Source organism: Arthrobacter sp. 24S4-2, from assembly GCF_005280255.1.
In the GTDB taxonomy this organism is placed as follows: Bacteria; Actinomycetota; Actinomycetes; order Actinomycetales; family Micrococcaceae; genus Arthrobacter.
This window is the reverse complement of the sequence record NZ_CP040018.1, coordinates 4,747,539-4,763,715: the sequence shown is the minus strand read 5'-3', so window position 1 is coordinate 4,763,715 and position 16,177 is coordinate 4,747,539. Positions and strand designations below refer to the sequence as shown.

The following is a 16,177-nucleotide window of genomic DNA, read 5'->3' as shown; positions in this document are numbered from 1 at the left end:
CTGTTTCCGGTAGGGAAAATGGGAGGGCAGAGAAGTGCCGGCGAAGGCTGGAAGTGATTCGAGGATGCCCGGCATTCTGTGATGGGGCGGGGCCGGCGCAATGCGTCCGGCGGAGGGACCGGGAACTTTCCGTTCCTGCGGATCCTCCCTTAGTGTGCCGGACCGCCGGGCAGCAAGGCAATCAATTCGGTGAAAATTGTTTTGTGTCCTGCATCACACCAGCGGCCTGCCTGAAGCAAAAAGGCAAGGGGCCGACGACGGGTAGCTCCCGCCGTCGGCGCCTTGCCTTGGTGTTCGTTAGTGCTCTTAGCGCTTCGCCAGGTGCTCGCCAACGGCGAAGGCGCGGGTGATGGCCGAGCCCAGCGTGGCGCCGCCGCCGGGGTAGTTGTTGCGGAACACGCCGGCCGAGACGTTGCCTGCGGCGTACAGCCCGGGGATCGGCCGCCGGTGGCGGTCCAGGACCCGGCCGTCGAGGTCGGTTTCCAGGCCCCCTGAGGTGCCAAGCACGCCTGCCGAAACGGGCACTGCGTAGAACGGCCCGGTGGCCAGGGGAGCCAAACAGGGGTTCGGGGTGTTGCCCGAATCGCCCAGGAAGCGGTCCTGGGGAGTGGCGCCGCGGTGGAACTCCGGGTCGATGCCGGCGGCAGCGTCGGCGTTGAACCGCGCCACCGTGGCGCTGAACGCGGCAGCGTCGATCCCGAGTCTTTTGGCGAGTTCCTCCACCGTCCCGGCCGAGGTCATCCAGCCGGCCGGAGACCCCGGTATGGAGCCGGCCACCGGATATTTGGACAGGTAGGTGGAGTCGAACACCAGCCAGGCCGGGTTGTTCTGCTGCCGCCCGGTGTGCGGGTCCACCGACGCGAACACGCGGCAGGCGTCGTGGTAGTTCAGCGCTTCGTTGACGAACCGCTGTCCCGCGGCGTTTACCAGGATGGAACCCGGCAGGGTCATCTCCACGTTGCCCATCCGGCCGGACTGCCGTCCGTCGTATTGATGCTCGGGCGCGGAGATCACCGGGACGCCCCAGATGGCCGTCATGTCCGCCACGGCCGCCCCGTTCTTGAGGCCCAGTTCCAGCCCGTCGCCCTCGTTGGACGGGGCGCTGATGGGCGTCACGGGGAACGCCAGGAAGGCCTTGCGCAGGCGGGGATTCCACTCGAACCCTCCGGAGGCCAGCACGACGGCGGCTGCCTCCACCTGCTTGACGGCGCGGGTTGTGCTGGCGGTTCGGTTGCTGTCCGGCGCATCTCCCAGCGTCACCGTCCAGCCGGTTCCGTTGCGGACGAGGTCCGCAACAGGTGATTGGGCGGCGATGTGGACGCCACGGTCCAGGGCGCTCGCGAGCAGCCGGCCCACGAGGGCTCCTCCCATCGTCCGGACGCCGGTGGCTGCCCGGCGGGCGAGAAGTCCGGGGTCCGCGGCGCGGCCGTTGAGCTCGTCCCGTTCGGTCATGGTCAGCAGCGGAAAGTACGACGACGGCCGGATGGCCTCCGCCAGGCCCGGGTACGCCGACGGATCGAAGGCGTCGTTGTCCAGGCCGCGTCCGCCGTCGGCCGCTCCGTTCCACTCCATGTGGTAATCCGGGCGGGCGATCGGGGTCATGGACACCCTGGTGCTGCCGTTGAGGTATTCGACGGCGCGCGGTGCGGTGCGGACGTACCAGTCGATTTCCTCCGCGGACAGCGCATGGCCGGCTGCCTCGCTGAGGTACGCGACGGCGTCGTCATGGCTGTCGCGGAAGCCGGCCTTCCGGGCCAGGTGGTTGTTCGGAGCCCACATCACCCCGCCGCCCGCGGCGGTGGTGCCGCCCAGCAGGGCCGCCTTCTCGGCGACGAGCACGCTCAGTCCGGCGTCTGCCGCCCGGACCGCCGAGACCAGCCCGGCGGCGCCGCTGCCCACCACCACGACGTCATACGCGGCGGCCAGCTGCCCCACCGGCGTGAGGAGGGAACCCGGCTCCGGGCCGGTGGTCATGCCGACGCCCCCGCCAGTGCTGTACCTGCCGCGCCTGCTGAGGCATCCACCGAGCCGGGCGGGCGGGCGGCCGGCATCTCGATCAGGATCTTGCCCACCTTCTCCGAGCGGTTGCGCATCAGCTCGTAGGCCTGCTGCAGCTCCTCGAAGGCGAAGCGGTGGGTCAGGAGGGCGCGGGCCGCGTCCGGATGACGGGCCAGGAGGGCCAGCCCGTCCGGGATGAGGTTCAGGCTGTTGCGGCTGCCCATCAGGTCCAGTTCCTTGAAGGGAATGTCCTTCATGGACACGGTGGCCGAACGCGCCGAGATGCCCACCAGGACGATGCGGCCGGCGCTGGCCACGAGTCGGATGGCATTCTCCAGCGAGGATGGTGCACCGGTGGCCTCGAGCACCAGGCCGGGGCCGTAGCCGTCGGTGAGCTGATCCAGCCGCGCTGCCTGCTCGGCATCCGGGAAACCGGCCGCGGGTTCAACCAGCAGCGTGTCCACTGCGCCGAAGGCGGCTGCCAGTTCGAGCCGGTCTGCTTCGGTGTCGGCGCAGACCACGTTCACGCCCAGGCCGGTCAGGTAGAGCGTCGCGAGCAGTCCGATAGGGCCGCTGCCCAGGACCAGGGCGGTTTCACCTGCCGCAGGGCGGCCCCGGTTGACGGCCTGCATGGCGATGGACGCCGGTTCGGCCATAGCGGCGAGCTCCAGCGCCAGACCGTCGGGAACCGGGCACAGTTTGTCCACCGGGACACTGAGCAGTTCCACCAGGGCGCCGTCGGAGTAGCAGCCAATGCAGCCGATGTTCCGGCAGACGTTGAACCGGCCCGAGCGGCACGGCTGGCAGTGGCCGCAGTAAGTCATGGGACTGACGGCAACCCGGTCCCCGACGCGGATGCCGGCGGCGTTGGTGCCGATGGCTTCGACCACGCCGGAGAACTCGTGGCCCTGGACGATCGGGAGCCCGGTGGGGTAGTCGTCCTCCCAGATGTGCAGATCGGTGCCGCAGAGGGTGACGTTGTGCACGCGGACCAAGGCCCGGCCCGCGTCCAGGGTTGGTTCGGCCATTTCCTCGTAGCGGATGGTTTCCTTGGCGACGGTCCGTGCAGTCAGCATGGTGCGGCCGCCCTAGTTCCGGACGGCGTTGGCCGCGTCAGCGCCGACTGGGTCGGCGCCAAAGACGATGTTCCATTGCCGGATGTTCCGCGCTTCGATGAGGTTGTTGATGAAGAACGGGTCCTGGTTCATCAGGGCCTCGACGTCGGCCTTGGAGTCGCCCTTGATGATCAGCAGGGCGCCCGGAGCTTCTTCAGGACCGAACGGGCCGCTCCTGACCAGCCGGCCGCCGTCGAACTGTGCTTTCAGGAACTCAACGTGGCGCGGACGGTGCTCATCGCGGCTGGCGGCGGTGGCGTCGGCGTAAGCGTAGGTGACGGCGAAAGTTGCCATGGGGCGGTTTCCTCTTCATTGAGCGGTGACTTTATTGAGCGGTGATGCAGCGGCCCTCTTTCCGGGCCGGTCACGCCTTGATGTCACTCAATGGTGGAGTCGGAATTGAGACAAGTCCAATACTTACTTGGTCAATGACTATGTGCGAAAGGCACATAGTCATCCTCGGAGCGGCGTCAGCGCGCCGGCGTGGGGAGCACGGTGTCGGCGAGCTCCAGGGCCAGCTTCAAGGCTGGCGAGATGAGGGCGGGATTCCATGCGATGCCCGAATCCAGCAGCGGTACCGCGCCGGAGAGCGGACGGAACACCGTGCCGCCCGGCATGATGCCGGCGACCGAGTCGGGCATCAGGCTGACCCCCACGCCGCCGGCTACGAGGGACAGGGCGGTGTAGGGGTCGGAGACTTCCTGGACCACGCGGGGCCGGAAGCCGGCGGCCGTGCAAGCCGAGAAGATGGCCTCCCGCAGGGTGGAGCCCTGGGCGGCCGGCATGGTGATGAATCCGTCCACTGCCAGTTCGGCCAGGCTGATGGAGGCCCGGCCCGCAAGGGGATGGTCCTCAGGCAATACGGCGCCCAGTGGCTCCACCGCGATGCTCCGGGTGGCCAGGGAGGGTGCATCCACCGGAAGCCCGATGAAGGACAGGTCCAGGGAGCCGTTTCCCAGCTGGTCGAGGGCATCCTGGGTGAGCAATCCGCCGGTGAGAGTCAGCTCCAGGCGGGGGTAGCGGTTGCGCAATGCCCTGGTCAGTGGCGGAAGCGTCTTGTGGTTCAGAGCTCCGGAGAAGCCGATGCTGAGACGGCCGTATACCTCCCCGCTGTCTGCCGTGGCAGCCCGCCGTGCCAGGTCGAACTCCTCAAGGATCTTCCGTGCATGCGGAAGGAAGGCATATCCGGCGGTAGTCAGCGAGACGGCCCTGGTGTTGCGTTCGAAAAGTGCTGTGCCGAGGCTCTTCTCCAGCTTCTTGATGGTCTGGCTCAGCGGCGACTGCGCCATGCGGAGCCGGTGGGCGGCGCGGCCAAAGTGCAATTCTTCGGCCACTGCCAGGAAGGCCTCGATCTGCCGCAGCTCCACGCCGTTCCTCCCGCTGAATTCCCCTGGCTACCTGCGCCCTTGGTTGCCTGCACCGCGGTGGCAACCGGACGCCGGTGTTGTCACCCCAAGGCTACTTCCAGATCGCGTTCCAGTTCGCGCGTTGTCCTGCGGGCACCGGGCTATATTGGCAAGACAGTCCCGGGTCCCGAAGTGCGGGCGACCCCGGGCGGTACGAACGCAGGCTGCAATACCGCGGGCGGTACCAACGCAGACGGCAACCCGGGAGGAACCATGGCGAACTCCGCATCGGGGGAGTCCGTCATCCAGCGCGTCGTGAAGATCCTGGACGCCTTCTCCAAGGGCCATCCGCGGCTGACGCTCCGCGACCTGGTGCGCATTACCGGGATGTCCAGCGGCACGGCCCACCGGCTGGCCAACGATCTCGTGGACAACGGGCTCCTGAACCGCGGCGAGGCCGGGGATTACGGCGTGGGCATGAAGATGTGGGAGCTCGCCTCCCGCAGCAACCCGCTCGAGGAGTTCCGGCGCAGGGGCCTTCCCTTCCTGGAAGGCGTCCACGCCGCCGTCCGGGAACAGGTATCCCTGTCCATTCCGGACGTCGAATCCCGGAGCGTGTTGTACCTGGAACAGCTGGACCAGCACGGCACGGCAACCAACCTGGCAGCGGTGGCGGGCAGGCTGGACATCCACAACACCACGTCCGGCATGGCCATGCTGGCGCACATGCCCCGCCACGTGCAGGAGCGCTTCCTCGCCGGCCCGCTGGAGAAGACCACGCCAAATACGGAAACGGACCCAGTGAAGGTCCGGGCGCACCTGGCACTGATCAGGGAGCGGGGCTATGTCCGGATGGCCGGGGTCCTGGTACCGGAGAACACCGCCTACGCGGTGCCCGTCTTCGGTGAGGGCAACCGTGTGATTGGTGCCATCGCCGTCGTGCTCCCCACCGCACATGAGAACCCCCACGTCATCCTTCCCGTCCTGGTAGCGGCCGGCCGTGGCCTGTCCCGCACCATGGGCGCGGAACGGCGCCCCTACGGCACCCGGCCGTGGCTGGAGTCCGGCCGCCAGGAGACTGAGACCAGGGACGCGGCGAACTAGTTCCGTCCCGTTGAATGGGATTCCGGACCGGAGTTCGTGACGCCGCTCATACAGTTCTTCTTCAGAGCCGCGGCTTCGAAACTTCCACCGGAACGCCACTCCAAGATGGCGCCGGCCACCACCATTCAACCCCGTGACACTCAATGAGGAGACACACTATGGGACACGTAATGCAGCCCCCTACGCCAGCTGCCCAGGCCGCCGTCCTGGACGGGGCGGAAACCCTTCCCGCCAAAATGCCCAAGAAGGCAGCCCTGGCCTCCTTCCTGGGATCCACCCTCGAGTATTACGACTTCTTCATCTACGGAACGGCCGCAGCCCTCGTCTTCCCCAAGATCTTCTTCCCCGGCGGCGATCCCGTAGTGGCGCTGCTCGGCGCCATGGCAACGTTCGGCGTCGGCTATCTCGCCCGGCCTCTTGGCGGCATCGTGATGAGCCACTTCGGAGACAAGATCGGCCGCAAACAGGCCCTGATGATCACGCTGGTGATCATGGGCGTCGCCTCGATCGGCATCGGCTTCCTGCCCACGTACGGGCAGGTCGGCTACTGGGCTACCGCGTTGCTGCTGGTGGGCCGGTTGGCGCAGGGCTTCTCCGCCGGCGCCGAGGCCGCCGGTGCGTCCACCCTCACCATGGAGCACTCCCCGGAAGGGCGCCGCGGCTTCTTCACCAGCTTTGTGATGACCGGCTACGCCTCCGGCATGGTGCTCTCAACCGTGGTCTTTATCCCGTTGGCCGCCCTGCCTGAAGATCAGCTGCTCAGCTGGGGCTGGCGCGTCCCCTTCTGGCTGTCCGTCGTGGTCCTTGGCGTCGCCTACTGGATCCGCACCCGGCTGGAGGAGCCGCCGGTCTTCGAAGGGGCCGTGGAATCGACAAAGCCCAAGGGCATCCCGGCGGCCGAGGTACTGAAAACCCAGTGGCGCGACGTGCTGCGGGTCGCCCTCGTCATGCTGTTCTCCGTCATGCAGACAACGTTCACCGTCTATGCCCTGGCCTACGCCACAGGAAGTTCCATCGGGCTGGACCGGACCTTGATGCTTACGGTCAACGCCGTCACCATCGGGCTGTCCATGTTCACCATCCCGCTTGCGGGCATCATTTCTGACAGGTTCGGCCGCAAGAAGGTGCTCCTGGTGGGTGCCCTCGGCTGCGCTGCCACGTCGTTCGGCTACTTCTGGGCAATCAGTGAGCACAACGTGCCGTTGATCTTCGTCTTCGGGTTCCTCAACATGTCCGTGTTCTACTCCTGCTGGAACGGCGTCTGGACGGTCTTCTTCCCCGAGATGTTCCCCGCCGCGGTCCGCTACTCGGGGATGGCCATCGGCAGCCAGGTGGGCCTGATCCTCACCGGGTTCGCCCCAGTCATCGCCACGATGCTGGCACAGCCCGGCCCCGGCGGCTGGATTCCGGTGGCCAGCTTCACCGTGGTCTGCCTTACGGTCTCCGCCATCGCCATAGCGACGGCGCAGGAAACCCACAAGACCCCGCTCGAAGAGCTCGGCCTGCCCGGGAAGCGCCGCGTTTCCGCCTAGCGCCCGACGGCGCCATCAGCGCCGCCGTCCCCGCCCGCCCACCCACGCACCAGAAAGTTGATCCTCCAGTGACTCCATCAGCATCCGCCAGCACCCGCATCTTCCGCGTCGGCATCGTCGGCTGCGGCGCCATCTCCCGCAACCATCTCGAGGCCTTTGGCACCCTGGACAACGTCCGGATCGTCGGAGTCTGCGACATCGACCTGGACCGGGCCCGTGCCACCGCCGAGTCCTGGGATGTCCCGAACGCGGTGAACACCGTGGCGGGGCTCCTGGACCTCGGCCTGGACATCATCTCCGTGTGCACTCCGCACCGCACGCACGAGGAGGTGGTGCTGCAGGCCGCCGCCGCCGGAGTCCACGCTCTGTGCGAAAAGCCGGTAGCCACCAAGCTGGACGCGGCGGAGCGAATGGTCGTTGCCTGCGAGGAGGCCGGGGTCCGGTTGGGGGTGCTCTTCCAGCGGCGTTTCTGGCCCGCGGCCCAGCGGATCCGTTCCGCCATCGACGACGGAACGCTGGGCCAGGTGATCATGGCCCAGTGTTCCGTGATGCTGCACCGCGCCCCGGAGTACTATTCCCGTGACGCATGGCGGGGCACCTGGGAGAACGACGGCGGCGGCGTGCTGATGACGCAGGCCATCCACCAGATCGATCTGCTGCAGTGGTATCTCGGCGATGTTGCCGAGGTGTACGGGAAGGTCAGTACCTACCGGCACGGAGACTACATCGAGGTGGAAGATTCGGCCACGGCGGTCATCACCTTCACGTCGGGAGCGATGGCAACCCTGGAAGCATCGACGGCAGTCTCACCCAACCTGGGAATCCAGCTTCGGGTCACGGGTGAAACCGGCGCCTCGGCATCACTGACGGAGTTCCCTGAAGGCAGTGACGGGCGGCTTGACCTGTGGGCGGTCGGCGAAGAGATCGTCGTGGACCCCGTTCACCCCGAAGGCGTGGAGCCCAATGTTGATCTCTCGACGATCAACAGCCAGCTGATTCCACACCACACCAGCCAGGTACGGGACTTTGTGCGGGCCCTGGAAACCGGCGCGGAACCGGCCATCACCGGTAGGGATGCCCTGAAGTCGCTTAGGATCCTTCTGGCGGTCTACGAATCCTCCCGTACCGGTCTTCCTGTCCGTTTCGCCGCCGTTCAGGTCCCTGCCGGGGCCGCCGCGAAAGTCGCAGGCTAGGGCATGGCTGGGAACAGCATTCAGGAACGCTACGCAGCCCGCCCGCTCACCCTCGGGCGCAACGGTCGCACCCCCCGGACCCTCCGCAACCGGCTGGCGTCGGCCCCCATGGAACGCAACTACGGCACCACCGACGGGCACATCACCGGGCAGTACATCGACTACCTCGTCACGCGCGCCCAAGCAGGCCTGGGCATGGTGACCACCGAGGCCACCTACGTGCGCGCCGACGGAAAAGGCCGCACCCACCAGCTGGGCCTGCACACCGATGCCGTGATCCCGGGCCTGCGCAAACTCACCGACGCGCTGCACGCCGAAGGCGCGCTGGCCGCCGTCGAACTTAACCACGGTGGCCGCACCGCCCAGGCCGCGGTGTCCGGGTTCAAGAACCTGGCGCCGTCGCCGGTGCCATGTGGGGCGGCCGGCGGCGAGGTGCCGCGGGAGCTTACCGTCGCGGAGTGCCTCAATCTCGTGGCGGCGTACGGCCAGGCTGCCCGCCGGGCGGTGGAAGCCGGCTTCGACGTCATCAACATCCACGGCGCCCACGGCTACCTGATCCACCAGTTCATGTCCCCCATCTCCAACCACCGCACGGACGAGTTCGCCGCCCCGGAACGGTTCATGAACCTGGTGATCGACGAAGTCCGCCGGGCCGCCCCGGATGCCATCGTCGGCATGCGCGTCTCCGTGGTGGAAGGACCAGCGGACGGCATCACGGCGGAGCAGCAGCTGGAGATCATCGGCAGGGCGCACCTGGACCGGCTCGACTTCCTGGACATCTCCGCCGGCAGCTACGAAGCCGGCGAATGGATCGTCCAGTCCGGCGAATGGAAGCCGGGCATCCTGGCTGACTACGCCAAGACCTACCGCCGGTTCGGGCTTCCGCTGGGCATGGCCGGCCGGCTGAACTCACCGGCCATCATCGAAGAGGTCCTCAGCGAGGGCACCTGCGACTTCGTCAGCCTGGCCCGCGCCATCCACGCCGACCCCGCCTTCGTGGGGGGCGTGCTGCGCGGCGGGCGCTACCGCCCGTGCATCGCCTGCAATGTCTGCATCGACAACCTGGGACTCGGCCAGGTCACGTGCACCGTCAACCCGGCCGTCGGCCGCTCCCGCGTGCCGGTCCCCACGCCCGCCGTACGCGAAGGCTCCCGCGTGGTGGTGGTGGGCGCCGGTCCCGCAGGCCTCACCGCGGCCCGCGAACTCGCTGAAGCCGGGGCGCAGGTGACCGTGCTCGACAGCGGCGCCCGCCCGGGCGGCCAGTTCGCCCTGGCCGAGCGGATGAAGTCAACCCCGGACTTCCACCGCTTCCTTGAATGGTCGGCGGAGGAGAACGCCCGGCTCGGCATCGAGGTCCGGCCGGGCACGCAGGTGGACACCGGCAGCCTCGGTGCGCTGGTCCGCGAAACCGGCGCGGGCGCCGTCGTCCTGGCCACGGGCGGGTCGCGCCCTGCCGCAAGGTTCCCCGGCGCGGAGTCCCCGAGCGTCCTGGACATCCGCGAGTGGCTGGCTGCCCATCCTGAGGTACTGAACGGTGGGGACATTCCCGGGGCGGTGACCATCTGGGGCGCCGATTCCGTGGCCATGACCGTGGCGGACACCCTCGCGGACCTTGGTACTGCCGTGCTGCTGGTGGGCCCGCAGGAGGTCATCGCGCCCGAATCCGGCCGCCGCGCCAAGATCCTGGCCGTGCCCCGGCTCCAGGCCAATCCTCGGGTCCGGATCCGCCTCGGCGCCACCATCGAGGAGTACGACGGCGCCCGGGTCCGGGTCAGGTCGGCCGGCGGCGCCGGACCGGACGCTTCCGGCGAGTGGCTGGACGCCCCCGGCGATCTGCTGGTCTCCCGCTCTGTCGCCCCGCTGGACGGCTCGGTGCCGGCCCGGGACCGCGACGCCGCGCTGAGCCTCTCGGCCGGAGTCCCGGTGACCCTTGCCGGAACCGTCGTCGACCAGACGCCGGCCACCGCGTCCAACGCCGTGAAGAGCGGCTACGACGCCGCCCAGCGCGTGGCCGCTGCACTCGCCGCCGGCACGCCTGCAGGACGCACCGGGAACCGTGAACTCACCCTGAACGGAGCAGCATCATGACCACGTATCCACACCGCCAAGTGGGCCTGGCCCAGTTGTCCCTGGTGGGAACGGCTCCGCCGGAGCTCGTGAGCATCGCCGCACAGACGGGCTTCGACTTCATCGGCGCCCGGGTGCGGCCGGTCACTGCCACCGAACGCGCCTACGACCTGCAGCCGGGCTCGCCCATGCTCAAGGAAACCCTGGCCCGGATGCGGGACACCGGGGTGGCAGTGAAGGACATTGAGTTCCTGCTCCTGGACGGCAGCGAGCAGCGTGAGGCCTGGCTGCGCATGATGGCAGCAGGCCAGGCACTGGGCGCCAGTTCGCTGACCGTCGCCGGCGCCGACGCGGACACTGCCAGACTGGCGGACACCCTCGCTCGGATGACGGAAGACGGGCGGGGCTTCGGCATCGTGCCCACGCTGGAACCGATCTCCTACCAGCCGGTGAGCTCCATCCCCGCCGCGGCGGCGCTTGCCCGCCACGCAGGCTGCAACATAGTGGTGGACGCCCTGCATTTCAACCGTTTCGGCGGCACGTACGAACAGTTGGCAGGCAGCCAGGACCTGGTCCCGTTGCTGCAGCTTTGCGACGGTCCGGCGTTGCGGCCCGCAAGCCGCGACGGCCTCGTCACCGAGTCCCGTTCGGAGCGCGGCGTCCCCGGCGAGGGCGGGTTCGATCTCGCTTCATTGGTGGCCGCCTTCCCCGCCGGAACGCCCGTGAGCGTGGAAACGCCGTCGGACCGGCGCGTTGCCGAACTCGGGGAACTTGGCTGGGCCCGGAACCTCAAAACTGCAGCCGACGCGGTACTGCAGGCAGCGGACAACCTCCAGAAAGCAGGAAGCAAGTGAGCGAAGTGCTGGAAAGCACGACGGCGGAACTCGCCGCCGGAGTCCGCGTCCCGCTGATCGGGCTGGGCACCTGGCCGATGGTGGGCGAGGCAGCCGCCGATGCCGTGGAGCGCGCCATCGCCAACGGCTACCGCCACATCGACACCGCCGAAAACTACGGCAACGAAGACGCCGTCGGGGAGGGAATCCGACGCAGCGGGATCGCACGGAAAGACCTCTTCCTCACCACCAAGTTCAATAAGGACTGGCACAGCCGGGACGGCGTCCGCACCGCTTTTGACCGCTCCGCGGGGCGGCTGGGCGTGGATTACCTGGACCTGTTCCTGGTCCACTGGCCCAACCCCTCGCTGGGCCGCTTCGTCGCGGCCTGTGAAGGCCTCCAGCAGCTGGCGGACGACGGCGCCATCCGTGCCTGGGGTGTCTCCAATTTCAAGCCCACCCACCTGCGCCAGGTCCTGGCTGCCGGGCTGACTGTGCCGGTCAACCAGGTGCAGGTGGACCCTGCCCACGGCCAGCCCGGACAGCTCGCTTTCCACCGGGAGCACGGCATCATCACCGGCGCGTACAGCCCGCTGGGCCGGAACGGGGACTTCATGGCCAGCCCCGCCATCACCGGGCCGGCGCAGGAACTGGGCAGGACGCCGGGCCAGATCGTGCTGCGCTGGCACGTGCAGCAGGGCCGCATCGCTGTGCCGAAATCCGCCAGCGACTCCCGGCAACGGCAAAACCTGGATGTCTTCCGTTTCGAGCTGACACCGGCCCACTTGGCGGCCATCAACGCACTGGAGACCGGCGCCCCGCCGCGCCTCGATTCAGACAACTACGGCCACTAACAACGCGGCCACTGAGAGACACCGAGAGAACCACTATGGAGAATCCCATGAACACGAGCACCGCCTCCACACCGGCCCCGGCCTCTATTCGGGAGCAGGACCGGCTTCCCGTCCTTGACTGCGACGTCCTGGTGGTCGGTTCCGGAGCCGGCGGCCTGTCGGCCGCCGTGACGGCGGCGTACCACGGCCTCACCGTCATCGTGGTGGAAAAGGCCGGGGTGTGCGGCGGAGCCACATCCTGGTCCGGCGGCTGGGCCTGGACTCCCGGGAACCCCCTGGCGAGGGCTGCAGGCGTGAAAGAGGACAGGGAAACGTTGCGCACCTACCTCCGTCACACGCTGGGGGAGGAGTACCAGGCGGACAGGGTTGACGCCTTCCTCGAGGGCGTGCCGCACATGGTGGGATTCTTCCAGGACAAGACGTCCCTGCAGTTCGTCCCCGGCGCCAGGATCAATGACATCTACGGCAAGGTTCCGGGCGCAGGAAGGGGCAACCGCTCGGTGGGTCCCAAGCCGATCAACGCGCGGAAAATCCGTCCGGAGCTCCGGCGGAAGATGCGCCACCAGCTCTACGAGACATCCTTCCTGGGCATGGGCATCATGGCCGGCCCGGACCTCACCAAGTTCCTCTCCGCCTCGCAGGGAAACCCAAAAGGGATCTTCCACGCCGGCTGGCGCTTCGGTCTCCATCTCCTGGACCTGCTGACGCACCGCCGGAACATGCAGCTGGTCAACGGCACCGCCCTGACCGGGCGCCTGATGAAATCAGCTGATGACCTGGGCGTGGACCTCCGCGTCTCCACGCCCGCCAAACGGCTCCTCACCGACAACACCGGTAAGGTGACCGGCGCCGTCGTCGGCTCCCCGGAAGGTGAGCTGCAGATCAATGCCGCACGCGGCGTCGTGCTGGCGGCGGGCGGATTCCCGAACGACGTCCAGCGCCGGAAGGAGCTGTTTCCCCATACTCCCACCGGCCGCGAACACTGGACGCTGGCACCGAGGGAAACAAACGGGGACGGCATCAGCCTGGCCCAGGCCGTGGGTGCCCGGTTCAGGACCGATGTGAAATCCCCGGCGGCCTGGTGCCCCGTTTCGCTGGTGGCGTACAGCAACGGCCGGACCGGGATCTTCCCGCACATCATGGACCGCGCCAAACCGGGCAGCATCGGGGTCCTGGCCACCGGCAAGCGGTTCGTGAACGAGGCCAACGGCTACTACGACTACGTCTCGGCGCTGATGGCGGCCACCCCCGAAGGCGGGACGGCCGAGTCCTGGCAGATCGCGGACAGCACGTTTGTCCGGAGGTTCCCGCTGGGCATGGCCAAGCCGCTGCCGGTGCCGCTGTTCCCCTACCTCCGTTCGGGCTACCTGAAGAAGGGCAGGACCATCGAGGAACTCGCCGCCAAATGCGGGATCAACCCCGCCGGCCTCAAAGCGACCGTCGGGGAGTTCAACCGCAACGCCCGCCTCGGTGTGGATCCGGACTTCGGCCGCGGCGAGACAGCCTTCAACCGTTACGGCGGCGATGCCAGGACGCGGCCCAACCCGTCACTGGGGCCCATCGAAAAGGGGCCGTTCTACGCGGTCCGCGTGGTGCCCGGCAGTTTCGGGACCTTCGCCGGACTCGACGCCGACGGCAGCTCACGGGTGCTGGACAACGACGGCGAACCGATCGCCGGCCTGTACGTGGCGGGCAATGACCAGGCGAATGTGATGGGCGGGCACTACCCCGCCGGCGGCATCAACCTGGGACCCGCCCTCACGTTCGGCTACATCGCCGGCCGCGACCTCGCCGGAGCCACCGCCTACGAGGACGACGGCAACCTGCCGCAGGCGAGGCCCGCTGCTGAGCCTGCCTTTCGCGCGCCATTGACCGCCTAGGGAGCCGAGCGTATGCTGGCGCTCACCTTCCGGGGCCGTCGCTCGGCGGAGGCCCAGGTCTCCTTCTAAAGCGCACCCGGCCACCGGGTGCCGAAGCAGTTGCCGGCGGCCTATTTCCGGCGGATCGCCTGGAGGCACAATTCCATGTCTGAAATCACCATCAACGGCATCACCATTGATCCGATCAAACAGAACCGTGCCCTGCGTGATGCCGGGCTGGTTGCCGAGGACGCCTCGGAGTCGGACCACATCCTCATCCAGACCGCCGAACCGCTGACGGCGGAACAGCGCGCAGAGCTTGAGGGCCTCGACGTCCGCATGCAGGAATACGTCTCGGACAACACCTACCTCGTTTCGTTCCCCCCGGAAGACCTGAACCGCCTGCGGGACCTGCCGTTCGTAAGCTGGGCCGACGTGTACTCGCGTGTCTTCAAGATCCCGCCGCCCCTGCTGCCGCGCGGTGCGGACACGGGCGACGTCCGGTCCCTGGCTGACCACGAACCCCATCCGGACCGCCGGCTGGAGCGCGTGGACCTGCTCCTGCACCCGGGTATCGAGGCCGGCCCGGACCTGATCGCGCGGGTTGCCGCGGCAGCCAGGGTGGAACCCGACGCCGTCGCCGTAACACCCGGGAAACTGCGCATCACCACCTCGGTGGGGCAGCTTCCGGAGCTGGCCAGGATCGACGAAATCCGCGAGATCCATCCGGTGCGCGAGCGGCAGCTGTTCAACAACGTGGCGCGGGAGATCCTGAACGCCCAGGTGCAGCTCAACGGGACAACATACCGCGGCGACGGTGAGGTGGTGGCGGTCGCCGACACCGGTTTCGACAAGGGCGACGGCGCCAACCCGCACCCGGCGTTCACCGGGCGGGTCAGGACGCTCTACGCCCTGGGCCGGACGGCGCCGGACAAAGCGGACGATCCGCAGGGCCACGGCACCCACGTGGCCGGCTCGGTGCTGGGCCGGGGAAACTCGGCCACCATGGGCGGGGACATTGAGGGAACGGCGCCCGAGGCGCAGCTGATCCTGCAGAGTGTCCTCGACTCCAACGGCGGCCTCGGCGGCATCCCGGTAAACCTCAACGACCTCTTCCAGACCACGTACGAGGACGGCGCACGCGTGCACACGAACTCCTGGGGCGTGCCCGGACTGAATCTTCCCTATGACGCCAGCTCACGGGAAATCGACGAATTCGTGTGGAACCACCAGGACCAGGTGATCTGCTTTGCGGCCGGGAACGACGGCGTGGACGGCAATAGCGACGGCGTGGTGGACTCGAACTCCATCGGATCCCAGTCGGCGGCCAAGAACTGCATTACGGTGGGCGCCAGCGAAAGCCTCCGCAAGGAATTCGCGCCATCCTACGGCACCTATTGGCCGGGCGACTTCCCCTCGAATCCGGTCAAGCGGGACAAGCAGGCCAACAACCCGGACGGGATGGTGGCGTTCTCCAGCCGCGGGCCCACAAAGGAGGGGCGCATCAAGCCCGACGTCGTGGCGCCGGGAACCAGCATCCTTTCCACCCTGTCGCGGAACGCCCCGATGAGCAACACTTTCGGCACCTCCACCGACCCGCTGTTCTTCTTTGATTCCGGCACCTCCATGGCAACCCCGCTGGTTGCCGGCTGCGCCGCCGTGCTCCGCGAGACCCTGGTGAAGAATGGCCTGGCCGCGCCCAGCGCCGCACTGATCAAGGCCCTGCTGATCAACGGCGCCGACACCCTGTCCGGCCAGTACAACCCCAGTGAAGCCGGGGACTCGCCCAACGGCAACTCCGGCTGGGGGAGGGTGAACCTGGCACGGTCGGTGGTTCTTCCCGGTGCGCCCGGCAACGCCGGCCTGGGCGAAGGCGGCCCGTTGGAACAGGGCCAGGAGGACTCCTTCACCATCGAAATCCCGGGAGAGGTCCCCAAACGGACTGGCCAGGGGAGACGCCACCGCGGCGCCGCAGGCAGTCCGGAACTTGCCGCGGCCGGGGTGACGCTGAAGATCACCCTGGTGTGGTCCGACCCGCCCGGTCCCCAGCTGCAGAACGACCTGGACCTCCTGGTCTTCGCGCCGGACGGCAGCGAGCGGCACGGAAATTCCTCCGCCTCTTCCGGCTTCGACCGCCAGAACAACGTCGAACAGGTGCTCTGGACGGGCATGCCGCCGGGTGAGGCGAAGATCGTGATCCGGGCGTTCCGGATCACCCAGTTCCCGCAGCCCTACGCGTACGCGTGGCGGCTGTCCTAGGCCGTACGCTTAGCCGT

The 16,177-nt window shown here is 68.1% G+C and carries 12 protein-coding genes; 8 read left to right on the top strand and 4 right to left on the bottom strand.

Features of this window, described 5'->3' with window-relative positions:
• Positions 1-306: 306 nt before the first annotated feature.
• The 4 genes from FCN77_RS22055 to FCN77_RS22040 all read right to left on the bottom strand — a co-directional run bounded on the left by FCN77_RS22055 (position 307) and on the right by FCN77_RS22040 (position 4,480).
• Complete coding sequence (locus FCN77_RS22055; RefSeq protein WP_137323997.1) at positions 307-1,974, bottom strand: FAD-dependent oxidoreductase; 1,668 nt, start codon at positions 1,972-1,974, stop codon at positions 307-309.
• Entirely contained in the window at positions 1,971-3,074 is a 1,104-nt protein-coding gene (locus FCN77_RS22050) for an alcohol dehydrogenase catalytic domain-containing protein (RefSeq protein ID WP_137323996.1), read from the bottom strand. Before FCN77_RS22050 ends, FCN77_RS22055 begins: the two co-directional genes overlap by 4 nt.
• Positions 3,075-3,086: 12 nt before the next feature.
• Positions 3,087-3,407, bottom strand: coding sequence for a YciI family protein (locus tag FCN77_RS22045; RefSeq protein WP_137323995.1), 321 nt, complete (start codon positions 3,405-3,407; stop codon positions 3,087-3,089).
• Positions 3,408-3,583: 176 nt separating this feature from the next.
• The gene (locus FCN77_RS22040; RefSeq protein WP_137323994.1) at positions 3,584-4,480 is read right to left on the bottom strand and encodes a LysR family transcriptional regulator; all 897 of its coding nucleotides are present in this window, start codon (positions 4,478-4,480) and stop codon (positions 3,584-3,586) included.
• Positions 4,481-4,732: 252 nt separating this feature from the next.
• Between FCN77_RS22040 and FCN77_RS22035 the strand changes: the two genes are divergently transcribed.
• The 8 genes from FCN77_RS22035 to FCN77_RS22000 all read left to right on the top strand — a co-directional run bounded on the left by FCN77_RS22035 (position 4,733) and on the right by FCN77_RS22000 (position 16,160).
• Positions 4,733-5,563 carry an IclR family transcriptional regulator gene (locus FCN77_RS22035; RefSeq protein WP_137323993.1) on the top strand — a complete coding sequence of 277 codons (831 nt, stop codon included), beginning with the start codon at positions 4,733-4,735 and terminating at the stop codon, positions 5,561-5,563.
• Positions 5,564-5,721: 158 nt separating this feature from the next.
• A complete protein-coding gene (locus FCN77_RS22030) occupies positions 5,722-7,095 on the top strand; it encodes an MFS transporter (RefSeq protein WP_217496181.1) in 1,374 nt (457 codons plus the stop codon).
• A gap of 68 nt (positions 7,096-7,163) precedes the next feature.
• A complete protein-coding gene (locus tag FCN77_RS22025; RefSeq protein ID WP_137323992.1) occupies positions 7,164-8,288 on the top strand; it encodes a Gfo/Idh/MocA family protein in 1,125 nt (374 codons plus the stop codon).
• A gap of 3 nt (positions 8,289-8,291) precedes the next feature.
• Positions 8,292-10,376, top strand: a complete 2,085-nt coding sequence (locus FCN77_RS22020) for an FAD-dependent oxidoreductase (RefSeq protein WP_137323991.1) — start codon at positions 8,292-8,294, stop codon at positions 10,374-10,376.
• Positions 10,373-11,209 carry a sugar phosphate isomerase/epimerase gene (locus FCN77_RS22015; RefSeq protein WP_137323990.1) on the top strand — a complete coding sequence of 279 codons (837 nt, stop codon included), beginning with the start codon at positions 10,373-10,375 and terminating at the stop codon, positions 11,207-11,209. Before FCN77_RS22020 ends, FCN77_RS22015 begins: the two co-directional genes overlap by 4 nt.
• A complete protein-coding gene (locus tag FCN77_RS22010; RefSeq protein ID WP_254678687.1) occupies positions 11,206-12,042 on the top strand; it encodes an aldo/keto reductase in 837 nt (278 codons plus the stop codon). Before FCN77_RS22015 ends, FCN77_RS22010 begins: the two co-directional genes overlap by 4 nt.
• 47 nt (positions 12,043-12,089) lie before the next feature.
• Complete coding sequence (locus FCN77_RS22005; protein ID WP_137323989.1) at positions 12,090-13,922, top strand: FAD-dependent oxidoreductase; 1,833 nt, start codon at positions 12,090-12,092, stop codon at positions 13,920-13,922.
• Between the two features lie 144 nt (positions 13,923-14,066).
• Complete coding sequence (locus FCN77_RS22000) at positions 14,067-16,160, top strand: S8 family serine peptidase (RefSeq protein ID WP_137323988.1); 2,094 nt, start codon at positions 14,067-14,069, stop codon at positions 16,158-16,160.
• The last annotated feature ends 17 nt before the right edge of the window (positions 16,161-16,177 follow it).